The 17,146-nt window shown below is 53.3% G+C and carries 16 protein-coding genes; 12 read left to right on the top strand and 4 right to left on the bottom strand.

Going from position 1 to position 17,146, the window contains the following annotated elements; genetic code table 11:
* The first annotated feature begins 24 nt into the window (after positions 1–24).
* The 4 genes from HDF14_RS18775 (at position 25) to HDF14_RS18790 (ending at position 4,287) form a co-directional block, all read left to right on the top strand.
* Positions 25–1,962 carry a carboxypeptidase-like regulatory domain-containing protein gene (locus tag HDF14_RS18775; protein ID WP_183979729.1) on the top strand — a complete coding sequence of 646 codons (1,938 nt, stop codon included), beginning with the start codon at positions 25–27 and terminating at the stop codon, positions 1,960–1,962.
* Between the two features lie 152 nt (positions 1,963–2,114).
* Positions 2,115–2,924 carry a hypothetical protein gene (locus HDF14_RS18780; protein WP_183979731.1) on the top strand — a complete coding sequence of 270 codons (810 nt, stop codon included), beginning with the start codon at positions 2,115–2,117 and terminating at the stop codon, positions 2,922–2,924.
* A 36-nt stretch (positions 2,925–2,960) separates the two neighbouring features.
* Entirely contained in the window at positions 2,961–3,356 is a 396-nt protein-coding gene (locus HDF14_RS18785) for a hypothetical protein (RefSeq protein ID WP_183979733.1), read from the top strand.
* A gap of 103 nt (positions 3,357–3,459) precedes the next feature.
* Positions 3,460–4,287: a glycerophosphodiester phosphodiesterase gene (locus HDF14_RS18790; protein WP_183979735.1), complete on the top strand. Its 828-nt coding sequence runs from the start codon at positions 3,460–3,462 to the stop codon at positions 4,285–4,287.
* A gap of 501 nt (positions 4,288–4,788) precedes the next feature.
* Here the strand turns inward: HDF14_RS18790 and HDF14_RS18795 are convergent.
* The 3 genes from HDF14_RS18795 to HDF14_RS18805 all read right to left on the bottom strand — a co-directional run bounded on the left by HDF14_RS18795 (position 4,789) and on the right by HDF14_RS18805 (position 7,448).
* Entirely contained in the window at positions 4,789–5,310 is a 522-nt protein-coding gene (locus tag HDF14_RS18795; RefSeq protein ID WP_183979738.1) for a beta-class carbonic anhydrase, read from the bottom strand.
* Positions 5,311–5,397: 87 nt separating this feature from the next.
* Entirely contained in the window at positions 5,398–6,087 is a 690-nt protein-coding gene (rpiA, locus tag HDF14_RS18800; RefSeq protein WP_183979740.1) for a ribose-5-phosphate isomerase RpiA, read from the bottom strand.
* A gap of 230 nt (positions 6,088–6,317) precedes the next feature.
* A complete protein-coding gene (locus HDF14_RS18805; RefSeq protein ID WP_183979742.1) occupies positions 6,318–7,448 on the bottom strand; it encodes a lactonase family protein in 1,131 nt (376 codons plus the stop codon).
* A 1,361-nt stretch (positions 7,449–8,809) separates the two neighbouring features.
* Here HDF14_RS18805 and HDF14_RS18810 point away from each other — a divergent pair.
* The 8 genes from HDF14_RS18810 (at position 8,810) to HDF14_RS18845 (ending at position 16,496) form a co-directional block, all read left to right on the top strand.
* Complete coding sequence (locus HDF14_RS18810) at positions 8,810–9,496, top strand: sigma-70 family RNA polymerase sigma factor (protein ID WP_183979744.1); 687 nt, start codon at positions 8,810–8,812, stop codon at positions 9,494–9,496.
* A 265-nt stretch (positions 9,497–9,761) separates the two neighbouring features.
* Entirely contained in the window at positions 9,762–10,622 is an 861-nt protein-coding gene (locus HDF14_RS18815; RefSeq protein ID WP_183979747.1) for a ferritin-like domain-containing protein, read from the top strand.
* A 151-nt stretch (positions 10,623–10,773) separates the two neighbouring features.
* Entirely contained in the window at positions 10,774–11,559 is a 786-nt protein-coding gene (locus tag HDF14_RS18820) for an SDR family oxidoreductase (RefSeq protein WP_183979750.1), read from the top strand.
* A gap of 142 nt (positions 11,560–11,701) precedes the next feature.
* The gene (locus HDF14_RS18825) at positions 11,702–12,094 is read left to right on the top strand and encodes a cupin domain-containing protein (protein WP_313899628.1); all 393 of its coding nucleotides are present in this window, start codon (positions 11,702–11,704) and stop codon (positions 12,092–12,094) included.
* Between the two features lie 222 nt (positions 12,095–12,316).
* Positions 12,317–12,973: a nitroreductase family protein gene (locus HDF14_RS18830; RefSeq protein ID WP_183979752.1), complete on the top strand. Its 657-nt coding sequence runs from the start codon at positions 12,317–12,319 to the stop codon at positions 12,971–12,973.
* A gap of 130 nt (positions 12,974–13,103) precedes the next feature.
* The gene (locus HDF14_RS18835; protein WP_183979754.1) at positions 13,104–14,042 is read left to right on the top strand and encodes an aldo/keto reductase; all 939 of its coding nucleotides are present in this window, start codon (positions 13,104–13,106) and stop codon (positions 14,040–14,042) included.
* A 72-nt stretch (positions 14,043–14,114) separates the two neighbouring features.
* The gene (locus tag HDF14_RS18840; protein ID WP_183979756.1) at positions 14,115–14,726 is read left to right on the top strand and encodes a short chain dehydrogenase; all 612 of its coding nucleotides are present in this window, start codon (positions 14,115–14,117) and stop codon (positions 14,724–14,726) included.
* Between the two features lie 237 nt (positions 14,727–14,963).
* The gene (locus HDF14_RS18845; protein WP_183979758.1) at positions 14,964–16,496 is read left to right on the top strand and encodes a DHA2 family efflux MFS transporter permease subunit; all 1,533 of its coding nucleotides are present in this window, start codon (positions 14,964–14,966) and stop codon (positions 16,494–16,496) included.
* Between the two features lie 27 nt (positions 16,497–16,523).
* On the opposite strand, the gene HDF14_RS27660 is transcribed toward HDF14_RS18845, so the two are convergent.
* A complete protein-coding gene (locus tag HDF14_RS27660; protein ID WP_406707241.1) occupies positions 16,524–17,051 on the bottom strand; it encodes a DinB family protein in 528 nt (175 codons plus the stop codon).
* Positions 17,052–17,146 lie beyond the last annotated feature (95 nt).

Raw genomic sequence — 17,146 nt, forward strand, 5'->3', positions numbered from 1 at the left:
GTGCTAACTCCATGGAGATAAGCAATGCTTAAGAATGTCGTGCGCATCATGGCGTCTGTTTTCCTGTTGGTTTGCGGTTTTTCGGCGGCTGCACAGACGACGGCCCAGTTTTCCGGACGAGTGACGGACCCGCAAGGGGCGATTGTCCGAAGCGCGGAGGTTCGTGTCGTGAACCAGGCCACCGGCGTGGAACGCAGGATGGTGACCAACAATGACGACCTGTACACGGTACCGTTCCTGAACCCCGGAATTTACCAAATCTTTGTGCAGGCCAATGGATTTTCAACGACCTCGAGCGAACCGATCACGATCAACGTGGGTCAGTCGTTGAGCTTCGATGTGCAGCTGCGCCTGATGTCCTCACAGCAACAGGTGGACGTCGCAGCCAGCGTGCCGATCATTGATCAGACAAGCTCCTCGCTGGGCACGATCGAGACGACACAACGTATCGTCGATCTTCCTTTGAATGGCCGCAACTTCCTACAACTGGCGTATTTGGGAGCCGGAGCAAACCAGGGTGCGCAGAATAACGGTGCCCTCCGCGGCACGACCGACAACAACAGGCCGGGAATTCAGGTAGCGGTCAACGGCCTTACTAGCTTCGATAACAACTTCCTTTTGGATGGTGTCGATAACAACGAGTTCGGACAGGGCACCCTGGTCATTCAGCCCGCACCGGACGCGATCCAGAAGTTTCGCGTAGAGGAGAACTCCATGCGTGCGGAGTTCGGGCGTGGTGGTGCTGCAGTCAATGTGTTGCTCAAGTCGGGCACGAACAAGTTTCACGGCGGTGTTTATGAGTTCATTCGTAACGATAAACTCGATGCGCGTAACTACTTTGATCCGCAACGGCCGCCATTCCAGAGAAACCAGTTCGGAGCTTTGCTGGGTGGTCCGATCATTCGTAACCGCACCTTCTTCTTCGCTGATTACGAGGGAGAGCGTATTCGGCAGGGTGTCTCATACGTGAGCTCGGTGCCCACGAGTCTCATGCACAATGGCGACTTCAGTGAGTTGAAGACAAACCTCTATGATCCGCAGACAACGAACCCGGTGAGTTCGCAACGCACTCTGTTGAATCCGAGCAATCCGTTCGTGATTCCCGCGAACCGTATCGACAGCGTTGGACAGGCCGTTCTGAATGTCCTGCCGTTGCCGAATTTGCCCGGCACGGTAAATAACTTTGTGTATACCCCGAAGCAGGTCACAAATGGAGACCAGTTCGATGTTCGCATCGACCACACTATCCGTCAGACGGACCAACTATTTGGACATGCGGCCTTGCAAGATGTCCGGTTCTTGAAGCCTGCACCTCTGGGGGAGGCCGGAGGTTGCTGCCAGGGGTTCGGAAGTAACATTGATGGGCGTGAACAAAGCTATGCCCTTGGCGAATACCATGCCTTTGGCAAGAACATTACGAATGATGCTCACTTTGCCTTCCTGCGCTGGCAGATCAATACGCAGCATCTGGATGCGGGGCAGGATCGCTCGCAGCAGTTAGGAATTCCAAATGCGAACCGTGGAGATAACCCTTACTCCAGCGGTCTCTCGCTGTTCACTCTCTCCGGTTACACCTCGTTCGGCGACTCGAGTTATGTTCCTGAGATCGCTACCGACGATACGTACCAGATCGCCGATATTGTGACGTGGCTCAAGGGACGTCACGCCTTCAAGTTCGGTGGCGACTTCCGTTATCTATCCAGAGATTTCTTCCAGGCGGAGGCACCCTTTGGAACATTCTCTTTCTCTGGCCAGTACACGCAAAATGTTGCCACGGGAGATGGCGGCAGCGCGATTGCGGACTTACTCCTGGGTATTCCTGTGAGCAAGTTGCAGGACAACCTGGCCAGCATGGACAAGACCAAAATGAGGGAGTTCGATACTTTCTTCCAGGATGACTGGAAGATAGCTCCGGGCTTACTCTCAACCTTGGCTTCCGTTATGATCTTTACTCGCCTGTAGGGGGCAGGGTAGGGAACTTCAACCTGCAGACGGGGGTTGTCGACAATAACTACGGGCCGAATGCTATCCCCAACGCCGGCGTAGCGTATGACAAGACCAACTTTGGTCCGCGCGTTGGGTTCGCCTATTCGCCTCAGAGCCAGCAGACCCTCGTGGTCCACGGCGCGTTCGGCATCTTCTACTCGCCTGAGGGCAACATCTTCAACGACCTTGGCGAGAACCCACCTTTGCTGGAGCTTTACTCGGCTGCTTATAACCCGGCGCAGATTCCGCAGACGGCACAGCTATTGCGGTCCGGATTCCCAGCAACGCTCCCGGCGATCGATCCTCTCCATCCGACCGGGCAGGTGAAGACGACCGGGCCGAAGCGGCTTCTTCCGCGCATCACAGAGTGGAATCTGGGTCTTGAAAAGGAACTGCCCGGAAGTTGGGTGATGGGTCTTGCCTATGTAGGCACGCAGGGGCAGCGATTGTGGGATAACGAGGCAAGTGATCTGAACCAGGCTCCTGTGCCGCTCGATTCCAACTTCGGCCCTGCTCCTAACTATGGCCGCCCTTACTTCAGCACCGATCCAGGCCTGAGCGATATTCTTACGATCGACTATCCGCGATTCAACCTGCACTTCAACGCTCTTGAAGGCAAGCTACAGAAGAAGGTCTCGAATAGTCTGACCATGCTTGCCTCCTATACATGGAGCAAGGACATTGGAACAAGCCACGGGACAGCGGGCACTTCTGTGCAGGACTCCTATAACACCAATGGCGAGCGGGGCTATGTGGAGCCCGATTTCCGTCATCGCTTCACCATCAGCTATACCTACAAGCTTCCGTTCGGTAAAGGACGTCAGTTCGGCGGCAACACGGGACGGAGTGCCGATCTGGCCTTTGGCGGATGGGAGCTGAGTGGGATTACCGTGGCACGCACGGGCGAGCACGCGAAAGAAGGTACCTCGATCGATTAGACGAACACGGGTAGCTTTGGTCCGCGGCCCGATCAAGTGGGTAACCCCGCGGACTTCTCCATCGATCAGGCGGATCAGGCACGGCTTGGATGTACGCCGGGCAAGAGGACACTGGCCTGTTGGTACAACCCGGCCGCGTTCGCGATCCCCGCACTCGCACCGGAGCAGACCTTTGCCCATAACTTCGGCAACAGCTATGCGGGTTCGATTGTTGGTCCTTCGCAGCTCAACTTCGATCTTGGATTAATGAAGAGCTTCCGTATCGTCGAGGGGCAGCAGCTGACGTTCCGGGCGGAGATCTTCAACGTAGCCAATCATGCGCAGTTCCAGATACCGAGCACTGCGCCGGATGTCCCGGGCGGAGCTTCGATATCCTCGACGCTGCCTGACAACCAGCGTGAGGTGCAGTTCAGCTTGAAGTACATGTTCTAGTGCAGGCCGGGCAGCCTTCGACATGCGTTATACGGCGACGCTGAGGGCTACCCCGGTACTTACCAGCCAAGGAAACAGTTAACAATTTCGAATGGAGTCGATCATGCTTCTTGCTTTTTCCAATTCTTATCTGAAGGTCCCTGCGGTGGTTCTGTTTGCGTCGCTCGTAATTACGGCTCCGTGCTTTGGGCAGGCAACTGCAACGAATGGCGCCCCCCGAACGATTATGACGAGCGCCCATCGCGGCGAACACACGCATCATCCGGAGAACTCAATCCCCGCTATCCAGGGCGCGGTTGATGCGGGTATGGACTATGTCGAAATCGATGTGCGCACCACGTCAGACGGCCAGCTTGTGTTGATGCACGATCCGTCGGTCAATCGCATGACTGACGGCAAAGGACTGGTGAAAAACATGACCCTTGCGGAGATCAAGAAGCTCGATCTGGGCGCTCGTTTTCCTGGCCAGTTTCCCGGCTTGCAGGTGCCTACGTTTGACGAGGTGCTGGAGTTCTGCAGGGGGAAGATCGGCAACTACGTCGATACGAAGGATGCTGCACCTGAGGCGCTGGTCGCGGCAATTGAGCGGCACGATATGGGAAAGCATGTGATGTTCTGGTCGGAGCATCCTGATTTTCTGAAGCAGATCGCTACCTTACAGCCGAGCTGGGTACTTATGCCGGAGGCGTTCAATCCGCAGAATGTGCATAAGCTGATCGACAGGCTTCATCCACAGTTGCTGGGCGCTGATGAGCGCGACTTCAATGCTGTGACGATAGCAGCTGCGAAAGAGGTCAATGTAGGCATTTTTGTCGATCGTCAGACGGAAAAAGAGTGGCAGGATGCGATCGATAACGGGGCCGTCGGGATTCAGACCAACTTTCCAGCGGAGCTCACGGCGTACTTGCGTGCCCGAGGATTGCATCGATGAGGTGAAGAAGCAGATTGCCTTAGCAGACGTCATTCTTCTCAACGAGACCGACCTTATCAGTTCTGATGAACCGGACAAACTTGAACGTCGCATTTACTGCCGCGCATCACCACCGGCAACACCATGGCTCCCTGGATCGTGATCGGCGAACGCGAGCGGGCGCAATACTAAAGCAAACACATCGTCTCTTCCCTATTCGCGAATCGACGATAGAGGTCATTACTCGGTTAGTTTCCTGCCGATCCTTCCAACCCATAGCAAGTCAGAACCCTGGGTTTTATCTGGAAGTGGCGGGCGCGCAGAGCAGAAACCTCGGTGATCTGACTTGGGAACAGAAGGGTATGGGTTCTGCCGTTGTCGGTACACGTTGACGACAGACCTTGATCTACCAATTGTCGAGGAGGCGTAGCCCGTTCAGTCGGACCTCGTGCCGGTAGACTCCTGCGTCGGGGCAGGCCATTAATACAGGAGTCACCGGCCCTGGGATTGGGTCCTTAACGACTATTCGGGAGATAGCCTGGGAACAGCCTCAACTTCTTTGAGGAGGCCCGTCTCCATGTCTAAAACGAAGCCACGAACGGGAACCTCTTTTGCGATCCACGGATGAGACCGCACCTTCTCGATTTGCTCTCGAGTATGCTGTATCGGGTCTTTGAAAGAGAAGAACCGCATAGGAGCAGGTGACGAATCGCCGGTGGAAGTAGCTAATTTTGTATTAAGCTCCTCGTCGGTAAAGGTTGTGAATCCGCATCCGGTGTGGTTTAGAAGCATGATTTCAGTTGTTCCGATGATGCGATTGGACGCCACAAGCTCTCCGAGAACGTCGTCGGTTACTGCCGGCCCGGCGGTTCGGATTACATCGAGATTCGCATGCTGTAGCCCGAGGATCGCTGGAAGGTCTGAAACGCGAGGATCCATGCAGGTAACAACCGCAAGTTTGGGGGCTGGACGTTCCGCACGTGCTGGATTCGGTATCTTGGCATAACTACGGTTTGCTTCTAGGGCTTTTTCAATGAGACTCATCGGTTTCCTCGGTTTGGTTAGGTATTGGGATTTGAGTTAAATGGCACATAACGTTCAGTGCCATGAGAGAGGGGATTGGGCGACTCGTTACGTTGAAACTTTTAGTTGAACGACCCCGTCGTCGTCAGCCACGAGACACACGGAGGTCATATTTAGAAAGAGTCCGTGCTTGATCACTCCGACAATGTTTCTGATTTCACTGGAGACCGCTTCCAGATCGGAAATTGGGCCACAATGACAGTCGAGAATATAGTTGTCCTCGTCGATGAGCAGCGGTTCATCTGTGCCTTTCTCATGGCGGAGGACCGGATTTAGGCCTAGCGCATCGAGCTTGCGCTGAACGGGGACATACGCCATCTTCACAACTTCAACGGGCAAAGGAAACTTGCCCAATGTGGCGACGACCTTGGAGGAGTCAACGAGAGCGACAAATTGATCCGAACAACTAGCAACAATCTTCTCTCGAAAGTGCGCGCCTCCTCCGCCCTTGATGAGATTCAACTGTGAGTCGACTTCGTCCGCGCCATCGATGTAAAGGTCCAGTCTCGGAAGCTCGTTTAACGTAACGACATCGAGTCCAAGACTGCGAGCGAGATCAGCGCTTGCCTTAGAGGATGCAACACAGCGAATATTCAATTTCGTCTGTGCATTGCGAGCCCCCAATGCGCGGATGAACTGCGTCGCCGTCGTGCCGGTACCTAGACCGACCGTCATGTCTGGCTCTATAGGCTCAGCACCGTGTTCACCGACTAGTCTTTTCGCATCGTCTTGCGTCATTGGGTTGTCCTAAAGTTCTCTTTCGAGTCGCAACTGCTGAAAGATCGGTTCACTCAATACGATCTCTGATCGAGTTGAACCCCGCGCAATTTCGTGTCAGTGCTTTACTGTGTCGAAGGAATCCCAAGGTGTTTCGCCAGCTGTTTGGGAGCGTCATCCGAGACCTTGTGTTCCGCACAATTGCTATAGATCAAACGGGGTTGCGAAGGCCACAACCCCGTTTGATCCGACTAAAGGGCGGCGATACCGTTGTAGCCCTCGGATTTCGGAAATTGACCGGCAATACCAAGATTGTTGAGCGTGCCGTCTGACTCGACTTCGAAGACACCAATGTCGCCAGAACCGGAATTCAATGTGTAGACAAACTTCCCGTCTGAGCTAATCGCAATGTCCAGGTTGGTGCTCCCCTGGGGATTGCTGCCTACGATGGTTCCGGATATTGGCGTCAAAGAACCATTCTTACCAATCGTAAAACCAGAGATCGATGCTGTTCCAGCATTCGAGACGTAGACGAACTTTCCGTCTGGAGTGATTGCGTTCCAGCAGTTTGCGGTCCCGAATGTGGGAACGTGTTCGCTCACGGGTGTTAGATTGCCGCTAGCCGGAGTGCTGTACGAAGAGATAGTCGCACTATTTGTGACTCCAGGGGTTCCCGTCTCTGAGGCGATAAGGGTGCCGTTTGGCGCAAATGAGACAGAGAAGATGCCTGGGTCAGCATCTTGATTCACGACGATGGGTCCCAACGTCCCGTCAAGATTGACCCGAAACACGTCGATGTTGTTAGGAATCTTCTCAGTTACTACAAGAAACTGGCCGTCCGGACTGAAGGCTAAGGATGCTCCGCCGCTCGCAGCAGCGGTCAGGAATGTAGTGGAACTCTTGATTTGGTTGAGATGGCCGCCGAAATCCAGAGTGAATCCAACCAAGCTTCCAGCTGCACCTGCGTTGAGTACATAAACAAGGTTCTGACGTTCTGCTATGGCAACTGGTTCGCTGCCTCCTGAGGGCACCTTGTCGAGAAAAGCTAAGGTCGAACGTCTGACACCAAATACGGAGATGTTTCCGCTTCCAGCGTTTACAGCGAACAGCAGGGAATGGTCTTGGCTCAATGTCAGAGATCCCTGGGAACCAAGAGGATCCGTAACTCCACTACTGCCTCTACCTTGGGTGTCGTACCGTTGGGTCTCGGTGAGAGACCCGTTTGCGGAGCGCTCGAATGCAACGATCTCGTTCTTTGTTGCGGCATTCGTCATGACGAATACTGCTCCGGACTTCGCGTTAGACTCGGCTAACGCAGTGACGGAAAGAAGACTTCCAATTGTGATAGCAGCGGCTGCCAGGCCGCCTGTGACCTTAAACATTTAAGCTCCTTATATAGTGAGGCCGTTCGTAGGGGGAGGGCGCTGGTAACAGTCGCCTGACTATAGGGCTAACCCGCTGGGGATCAAGAAGATATTGTGACTTGGTTCCTCGTCCGGTAATCGAATACTATTTGCCTTAACGTTAAAAGTCCCCGTAAGAACCTATAGGCAGCGCCCTAGAATATCGCGAGCTGAGACCGAGTAAATCGAGTCGATGCTTTCTGTATACGACAGTAGAGAAATCCAATTCCCACAGCTCCGAACCGGAATGAATTGACTCCGCTTTCCGCTCGAGACCAGATTCGACCGAAGGCAATAAGAAGAGGGGATGAGGTAGACAGGGGTCCGAAGGTTATCGAGAAGATTTTGCAGAATGTGCTGGAACAATTCGTTGAGACGGAACGCCTGGCGATCAAGCCAACGCTATGAAGCTAATAGAGCGCCGACAGCAAAAGCAAGACAATCGTGATCATGCGGTAAATCTTCCGAATTGGTTGTGGAAGTAATGCATCGGCATGTCGTGCTGCCACGATGCTGTTACAAAACGGCTGTTTTGTCCAATACGCCTGAAAAGTTGCGCTCGGTGTTGTGCGCGTGCTGCTTGAGCAAGATCTATCGATAGACTATTGAAATGATTCTTTACCGGACGCTCGGCAGAAGGAGAGCGAGGACATCCTAAATGGCCCATCGAGTAATTATTGATGACGCATTTCTGGAAATCGCTCAGGATCTTTTTCGCACATACGGTTTCGATGGAGTCAGTCTCAAGATGCTTTCGGACAAGACCGGCCTTTGAAAAGGCAAGTCTGTAGTATCGTTATCCTGCAGGCAAAGATCAGATAGTGACGACGGTGGCCGAGTTTGTTGCTGCCTGGTTCGAGTCCAACATATTCAAACTGTTGGATGGAACGGGGACTCCACGAGCGCGCGTCTCGTTGGTGGCCGAACGCCTGAATAAATACTATTCGAGTGGTGTGAAAGCCAGCATTCTCAACGTTCTATCGATCCAGTCGGGTCAGAGGAACTACAGCTCGTGCTTCGCAAAATGACGCAGACGTGGGTCGATGCGTTTACCAGGATCGCCACAGAGAGCGGCCTGGATGCCGTGGACCTCCGCTTTAGGGCACAAGAACCCCTCATCGGTATCGAGGGTTCTCTGATCTTTGCCCGAACGGCTGGAAACGGTGCCGCTTTTGAACGTACTCTAATGCTCCTGCCGGACTCGCTTTTTCCTTGATCTGAACGATATTCAATCGGAAACCGTTCGCAGTCCGCGGCGCCAGACCTGCAGAAAATACAGGTCTGGGACCCCTAATTCCGAGATTGTGAAAGGCTACATTGTCGTGCAGGATCATAGCGACATGGCCTTACATTGCGGCAATCGGTCGAATCAAACGTCTCCTCCGTCGGAGGATGCGAAGCTTGTCGCTCTCGCCAAGGCAGGCGATGAGAATGCTTATGCTGACCTTATCAAAGGCGCTTTGCCCACAGCACGTCGCGCCGTTCGGAACATCCTTCGAGCCGAGGCTGACGCAGAAGACGCTTTGCAGGATGCGACTATCCGTTCTTATTTCAAGCTGTCCACATTCGACGGCAGAGCGAAGTTTTCAACGTGGTTCACTCGCATCGCGATCAATTCTGCGCTCATGATGCGACGAAAATATAAAAACGGATGTGAGGTTACAGGCGACGCTGAGAAGAATGAGTTGTTGCTCGTGGCTATAGCTGACCCGCGTCCCGATCCCTTGACTACGTTGCGGATTAAGCGAGAATACGAAATTCTTCGATGTGCGATTAATTCCTTGCCGTTGTCGCTCAAGGAGGGATTGCAGATACGCCTCAGCGACGACTTGTCCTTGAACGAAATTGCAAATCGCCTGCATCTCTCCCTCCCTGCCACGAAGACCCGGCTGCTGAGGGCCAAACGACTCGTCATAGCTAAAGCCGCTGCTCGTCTGACGCCGTCTGTTCGTACGAATGGAGAGCCCCAGGAGGTTCTCCCAGTCTCGTCGGGCGAGTCAATCGGAGTTGAACGGGCTGTTCGGTAGAGTTTCTCAGCGCGAGTGCACGGGGAAATCGCAACACTTGCCTATAGGAAACAACAGGCTCAACCCTGCATGTTTTCGGATCACAAGTGGATGGCTTTGGACCGATAATTCATCTGCTCTGTTCTTCCGTACGAGGAGCACTGTGATCTATCGACAATATCTAAGGGTGATGATTTTTGTGTATTCGCAACTCCGGACATGATTGCCGGCCAATTGTCCCGAGATCAACCTAAGACGACCGCAACTAGCATAATTGGAGAATGATATGCCGAAGAATTTGTTCGACGACCTTGCATCCGCGTCCCCGAATCGCGAACGTTTTATGAGAAAGATGGACGCCGCCAGCGCCACGGTTGGCGGAGGTTCACCCTCCAGTGCGACGGAGGCCATTACTGAGACAGATATCCTCAACCTCGCTCTTAATCTCGAATATCTCGAAGCAGAGTTTTACACCTATGCCGTAGAAGGTAAATCGATCACTAGTTTCGGAATTGGTATCGACGGTAAGGCAACCGGTGAGAACCCGGCCTCTGGCGGCGAGACCACTGGAGGAGCGAAGGTAGTCTTCGATAACAACGAAATCTTTAGCCGAGACATCGCTGCTGAAATCGGGTCGGACGAACGGGCTCACGTTATTCTGCTAAGAAATGCGCTAGGAATTGCTGCCGTTGCGAAACCCAACATCAAGCTGAACGCTTTGGGAATTGGATTCGGCAATCAGGTCGACTTTCTGACGGTGGCACGAATTCTCGAGGACATTGGGGTTACCGCGTATACGGGCGCTGCCGGAATGCTGAAAAGCCCGGGCGTGATCACCACCGCGGCTCGCCTCCTCGCTGCGGAAGCTGAACACGCGGGAAGTATTCATACGCAGGTAGCTAAGTTGAAGATCGCTTCCTCGGCCGTCGATGGTGCCGATCTTATTCCGCCCCCCAGCGGAAAGGGAACGCAGTATCTTTCGATCAATCTCGACAACGGTTTGGCCGCGACCAGAACTGCCGGACAGGTGTTGTATCTAGCCTTCGGAATGCAGGCAAATGCGCGTCAGGGAGGGTTCTTCCCGACGGGGCTCAACGGAAAGATCACGATGAGTGATGGTCCAGCAACCGAGTCGAATCTGGCGTAATCGCTGATTAATGAAGAAGAGGACGCAGGCGAGCCTGCCTCGATCAGAGGCAGGCCCTTTGTTCTTTCGCAGACACATCCGTGCGCTAGTTGTCGGTGGAACAAAATTTTCCCTCGATAGTTTTCGCAACCTGCTAGCTGGAGGGGATACGATGACCGGCCTAATGAACAAAAGAGTTCTGATCACGGGAGCAACACAGGGCATCGGACTGGCAACGGCACGACGCTTTGCCTCCGAGGGGGCGAAGGTGGTTATTACCGACGTTGTCGCGGATGAGACCTTGCTCAGGGTACGACAGGAGTTTCAGAAGGAGTATCCGGGGCGAGTCATTGTCGAACACCTAGACGTAACTCATGAGATCGAAGTCCGTGATGTGTTTGGCAGGACGAAAGATCTTCTAGGAGGCCTCGACGTGGTGATCAACAATGCAGGCATCAACCGTCAGAGTCCTACCCACGAATTCACTCTGAGGGATTTTGACGAGGTAGTCGATGTTAATCTCCGTGGAGCCTTTCTCTGTAGCCGGGCCGCGCTGAACATCTTCCTGCGGCAGGGATCGGGCCTGGTCCTTATGAATTCGTCTAATCATGAAATCGTACCCAAGCCTAATTTTGTGGCTTATTCCGTGAGCAAAGGAGGCCTTGGAAACCTTATGCGCACCATTGCGCTCGAATACGCGGATCGGGGCATACGCGCTAACTCAGTAGCACCGGGAGCTACGACTACGCCCATCAATGCGTCGTGGAAAGACGATGCTACGAAACGATCGATGGTTGAGGAGCACATTCCCTTGGGGCGTTCTGCCGAGTCCGATGAAATCGCAGCCGCATTTGCCTTTCTCGCCAGTGATGATGCCAATTACATTACCGGCCAGACCTTGTACGTAGACGGAGGCCTGACATTGCACACGGACTTCCGTAAGAACTGGGCGTCCTGAGCCGGTGCCACAAAAGAGCTGGTCAGTGTTCGCGTGACAGATGTTGTTGGCGACGACAGCCATGAATCTGTTCCGGGAAGAAACTAGCCTGAGGCCAACTGGACACGGCTTCTACTTCAACTAAAAACAATCGAGGAGACAAATGATGAAGATTGCAAAGCTAATCCTGTGCGTGGCCTGGTTATCTCCCAGTTGGCTTGTAGGGCAAGAGATTAAGGTAACGCCCTTGCTGTCGAGGGATCTCACCGGGTTCCCAGGAAAAGAAGGCACGATGATCACCGTTGTATACCCTCCAGGTGGTTCTGAACCCATACATCGCCACGATGCTCATGTGTTTGTCTACGTATTGGAAGGGACCGTCATAATGCAGGTCCGTGGAGGAAGGGAAATGACCCTAGCCGCTGGCCAAACATTCTATGAAAGCCCGAGCGACGTTCACGTGATCGGTCGAAATGCGAGTAAGACGGAGCCTGCGAAATTCATTGCGTTTTTTGTGAAAGACAAAGGAGCTCCCACACATATACCGGCAAAGTAAATTTTCATAACATTTGTCATATCGTGCCGTTTGTAACGATTGCGCATTCGCGTAACGATCCGGCTGCAATAACTATGTTAAGAGGCTCGATAATCGATGTCGGGTAGTGTAAATGATCAATCTTTTCACTTCGGTTAAGCCCTAGTTAAAGGATGTTACTTACTAGCGATCCGCGATGAGCGGGTCTCGACAAAAGACAAAAAAAATAGAGAAGGACTGACTGTGAACCTGAGCAGATTAATAGAATCCGGACATTTCCCTAAAGTCTACGACCCAAGTCGACGTATTCCCGAAGACATCTTCGATGAGCTTTTGAAGTTCATGTACTCCATTCCGACTTCAGTCAATGCGCAGAGCACGCATTATCTTGTCGCGTCAACTCCAGAAGCGCGTTCGAGAATCGCGGACCACATTGGCGAAGGTTTTGAGTTCAACGTACCAAAGGTGAGGAACGCATCTCATGTCATCGTGCTTGCTACTCGTGAGACGCTTTCCAACGAATATCTCGATGAATTGCATGCCAAGGAGCTTGCCGATGGCAAGTTTCCGAATCAGGCTTTAGCCGATCAATGGAAGGCCACTGTGCGGATGTGGATCGATCTGCACCGCTACGACGTGAAAGACCTGCAGCACTGGATGGAAAAGCAGACATATCTCGCACTTGGTATGAGCTTGATGGCTGCCGAAGAGTTGGGGATCAATGCGAGCCCCCTTGAAGGGTTCAATTCCCGAACACTCGATGCCGAACTAGGCTTGAGGGAAAAGGGTTTTACGGTCACTGTCCTACTCGTGCTTGGATATCGGGACGAGTCCGACTCTTACGTCAAGACTCCTAAATCACGTCTCCCCATGGATCGTCATTTCAGTTTTTTGAAATAAGGGTGCTGAAGGCAAAATATCAAGCCGTTTTGATTTGCAACTCCGTGGGAAGCACCGAGTAGAGTCGACTTCTTCCGATCTTCTTTCAAGGGCGAGTTACGTCCCAAAAACATACCGCAGAGGTCTGATCATGATGGAAGCTGCTGATTTCCGTTCAACGAAGATACCGCTCAACAACGGAGTGGGTCATATACCCGCCCTCGGGTTCGGAACTCTTGTTCCCGATCCCGCAACGACAATCACTGCCACAAGGGATGCGCTCGTGGCAGGGTTCCGCCAGTTCGATTGTGCCGAGCGTTACCGTAATGAGCCCGAGGTGGCTCAAGGCTTGCAAGCTGGACTCGGCATTGCAGGCATTGCGCGTAAGGACATCTTTCTGGCCACGAAGTTGTGGAATACGAATCACCGGCCTGAACGGGTGGAACCGGCGTTCGAAGCAAGTCGTAAGCGGCTCCAGGTGGACCATCTTGATCTCTATCTCAGTCACACTCCATTCGCTTTCCAGCCGGGTGAAGAGCAGGATCCACGGGATCATGATGGCAATGTCATTTACGACACTGGCATAACGCTGCTCGACACCTGGAGGGCGATGGAGAGCCTTGTAGATCAAGGGAAATGTCGTGCTATCGGACTAGGGGACGTGGGGTTGGAGGACCTTGAGCCTATTTACGACGCAGCAAGGATCAAGCCCGCCGTAATTCAGGTGGAATCTCATCCATACCTTCCGGAGACTGAGCTTCTTGAATTCTGCAGAAAGAAGGGAATTGTGTTGCTAGCCTTTGCACCCCTGGGTCACGGAATAAGGCCCGGTCCGCTTGAAGACCCCGTCGTCTTGGCCGTATCGAAGCGAGTTGGCAAGACGCCAGCACAGGTCCTTCTGGCGTGGGCGATTCAACGTGGAACTGCATTGCTGACTACCCCTAAGACTCAAGCTCACGCACAAGAAAATTTCGATATAGCGCCTCTTCCGCAAGATGCGTTTGACGAGATCAATGGCATTCAAACAAGAGAACGGTACAACACGGTGGTGAAGACCGGTCGCCCCGGATTCATTCCCAGAGGTCGTTAAACGAACACGGAAGCAGAATTTCAAATATCAATTCGAGTTGACTGGCAAGTCTCTTCGAAAAAGGAGTTCATCATGAAGATTATTCTTATCGGCGCCTCCGGCACACTGGGCAGTGCTGTAGACAAGGCGTTGAACACCCGGCACCAGATCGTCAGGGTCGGCCGCAAAAGTGGCGACTTTCAAGTAGACATCACAGATACCGCGTCGATCGAACAGCTCTTCTCGAAGGTCGACGACTTCGACGCCGTGGTGAGTACGACGGGCGACGTACACTTCGGCCCACTTGCAGAGTTTACACAGGATAAATTCCAGATTGGCTTACGCAGCAAATTGATGGGCCAGGTAAATCTTGTTGCCTTTGGTTTAAAACATATCCGTGACGGAGGATCGTTCACGTTGACAACCGGGCAAATCAATGAAGACCCAATCAGTGTGGGAGCCTCGGGAGCTATGGTCAACGGCGGTCTTGAGGCATTCGCACGTAGCGCCGCGATCGAGCTCCCCCGCGGACTCCGCATCAACATCGTCAGCCCAACGGTGACCGAGGAGTCGTGGTCAGCATTCGGGCCATTCTTCCCAGGGCAAAAGCCTGTGCCGGCGTCCGAAGCGGCTCGCGGGTACGTGAAGAGCGTCGAGGGAATGCAAACAGGCAAGGTGTACCGAATCGGCTGGTCCCGCGACTGAGCTTTCATACCTGTCAAGGATGTCGGTTCACGGGAAATATGATCAAGTCCGGACTGCCTGTGTCTCTCGGTGGGAGGCATGGGCAGCCGGTGATCTTGTCTTAATCCATTGCAAAGAGCTGAAGCCATGAAGCTGAATATCGCAAAAACGCCTCAGACGGTAACATGTCTATCTTCGGTAGTGTCCGGATCAGACTATCAACCGTGCCGGCCAGTTGATCGCAAATCTATCCTACTCATGACCATCCTGGGCTCATCCCTCGCGTTCATGGATGGCTCTGTGGTCAGTGTGGCACTGCCGACATTTCAAAGTACCTTCTACGCGACCTCGTCGGAGGTACAGTGGGTGGTTCAAAGTTACGCACTCTTCTGTGCCGCTCTCCTGTTGCTTGGCGGCACTCTGGGGGATCGTCTAGGGCGAAAGAGAATTTTTGCAGTCGGTATCGGCCTCTTCACATTGGCTTCAGCGGGCGCGGCTTTATCGATGTCGCTGTCTCAGCTGGTTGTTTCAAGATCAATCCAGGGAGTTGGGGCTGCACTTCTCATCCCACAGTCTTTAGCTATTCTTTCAGCGGCCTTCCCCGGGCGCGAACGTGCCTCTGCGATCGGCGCATGGTCGGCGTGGACCAGTGTCTTTGCGGCCCTCGGCCCCGTGGTGGGGGGGTTGCTCATCCAGGCATCTTCCTGGCGCTGGATCTTCCTTCTCAACCTGCCTTTAGCAATGTGGATATTGCTTCTGCTCCCTAAAGTGCGCGAAAGCAATACCGAATTGTCGACTTTGAGCCTTGCAACATTTGATCTCCGGGGGACGTTTCTCAATACGTTGGGCTTAGGTTCACTTGTTTACTCTCTCTCATTCGGGCCACAACTCGGCTGGACAAATATTAGGGTTGTCCTCTCGATGGTGGCGGGAGTTAGCCTGATCGGCGCATTCCTGTACTCACAACGGCAAAATGAACATGCAATGATGCCTTTGTCATTGTTTTCGAACCGTCGATTTCTTGCAGTGAACCTTCTGACATTCTTCCTCTATGGCTCGCTCGGAGTCGCGTTTTACATCGTTCCTTTCTTCTCGATTCAGATTAAACATCTCAGCCCGTTTGCCACTGGAGCTGCTTTTCTGCCATGCATCGCGGTGATGTTCTTGTTCTCGTCGAGAATTGGGCGAATCAGCTCAGAGTTAGGGGAACGCTCTTTCCTCGTCGTTGGCGCGGTTTGTGGCGCGGGTGGATTGGTTCTCTTCGGACTCTCCTCCCACCGCCAAGGCTATATAGCCTCACTCCTGCCAGGAATGCTCCTCTTAGGAGTTGGTATCACCATCGCTCTTTCGCCTCTGGCCAATGTGGTCATGTCTTCAGTTCCGGATGAAGAAGCGGCCATAGCTTCAGCCGTTAATAATTCCATCTCCCGCATTGCTGGCCTCGTGATTCTTTCGATCGCAACGATATTCCTTTCGCATGGATTTGACAGGTCTCTCCGCGCGCAGTTGAGAGTCTCACCGCTTCCTTCGCAAATGAAGAGTCAAATCTACGCGGATCATGCACTGATGACCGCCGTGCGGGTTCCATCAGACTTCGGGAACGAAGCAGAACGTCAGGGACGTAGGATCGTCGATCGAGCCTTCACCAATGGGTATAGTGCAGTCATGTATGCAGCCGGTTTAGGAATGCTTCTGGCGGCTCTGCCTGTCATCTTTTGGTGGGGCGAGTCTAGCCAGGAACTCGAGACAATTCCAGCGTCACTCAACGCTGACCTGAAATCTTATCCGTGAAGATTCAGACCATCTCAGGCTTCCACCTTACCTCTTCCAGGATCCCAATAGACGTCGAATGATGACTAATTGCCCGATGTGGTAGGAGTTGTGGTCCGCGATCTGGAGCGCGAGCCGCAGAAGCGTTTTTCGATTGCGAGGTCCAGAAGGCGTCACAAGGCCGTCGTCCGTAGCCTTGTTAATGAGGGCTTCAAAATCAGTCCGATCTTGCAGAATGCTTCGTACGGAATGTTCGCAGCTCTCGTTGCCGCGAGGAGTTTGTTGCCTAACCCAATAGTCCCGAGGCCACCGCAATTGTTTCGGAGATCTTACTGTTGTATCGATTAGGTGCTGCAGGGCGTAGTCAAGCATGGACCGCTGTGCAATGCGCATGTGCTCTAGGATCTGCCAAGCCGAATACGGTAACCCGTCGACAACGACCCCGCGAAGGTCAATCGGAAACTCCCGCATTACCTTCTCAAATCTTGCATGGGAATAGCCACCACGTAGAAGAGCTTTTATCTCTTTCCGCGTCGACCTAGACAAAGCTCCTTCGGCACCATGCACGTTGTTCACCCAAACACCGAGGCTCTACGACGTCAGAATTCTGGGGGCTTGCCGTTTGAATGCCTCGGGATTCGTTCGTGGAAACGCATCCCAGAGGCATGACA

This window comes from Tunturiibacter gelidiferens (assembly GCF_014201335.1).
Lineage (GTDB): Bacteria > Acidobacteriota > Terriglobia > Terriglobales > Acidobacteriaceae > Edaphobacter > Edaphobacter lichenicola_E.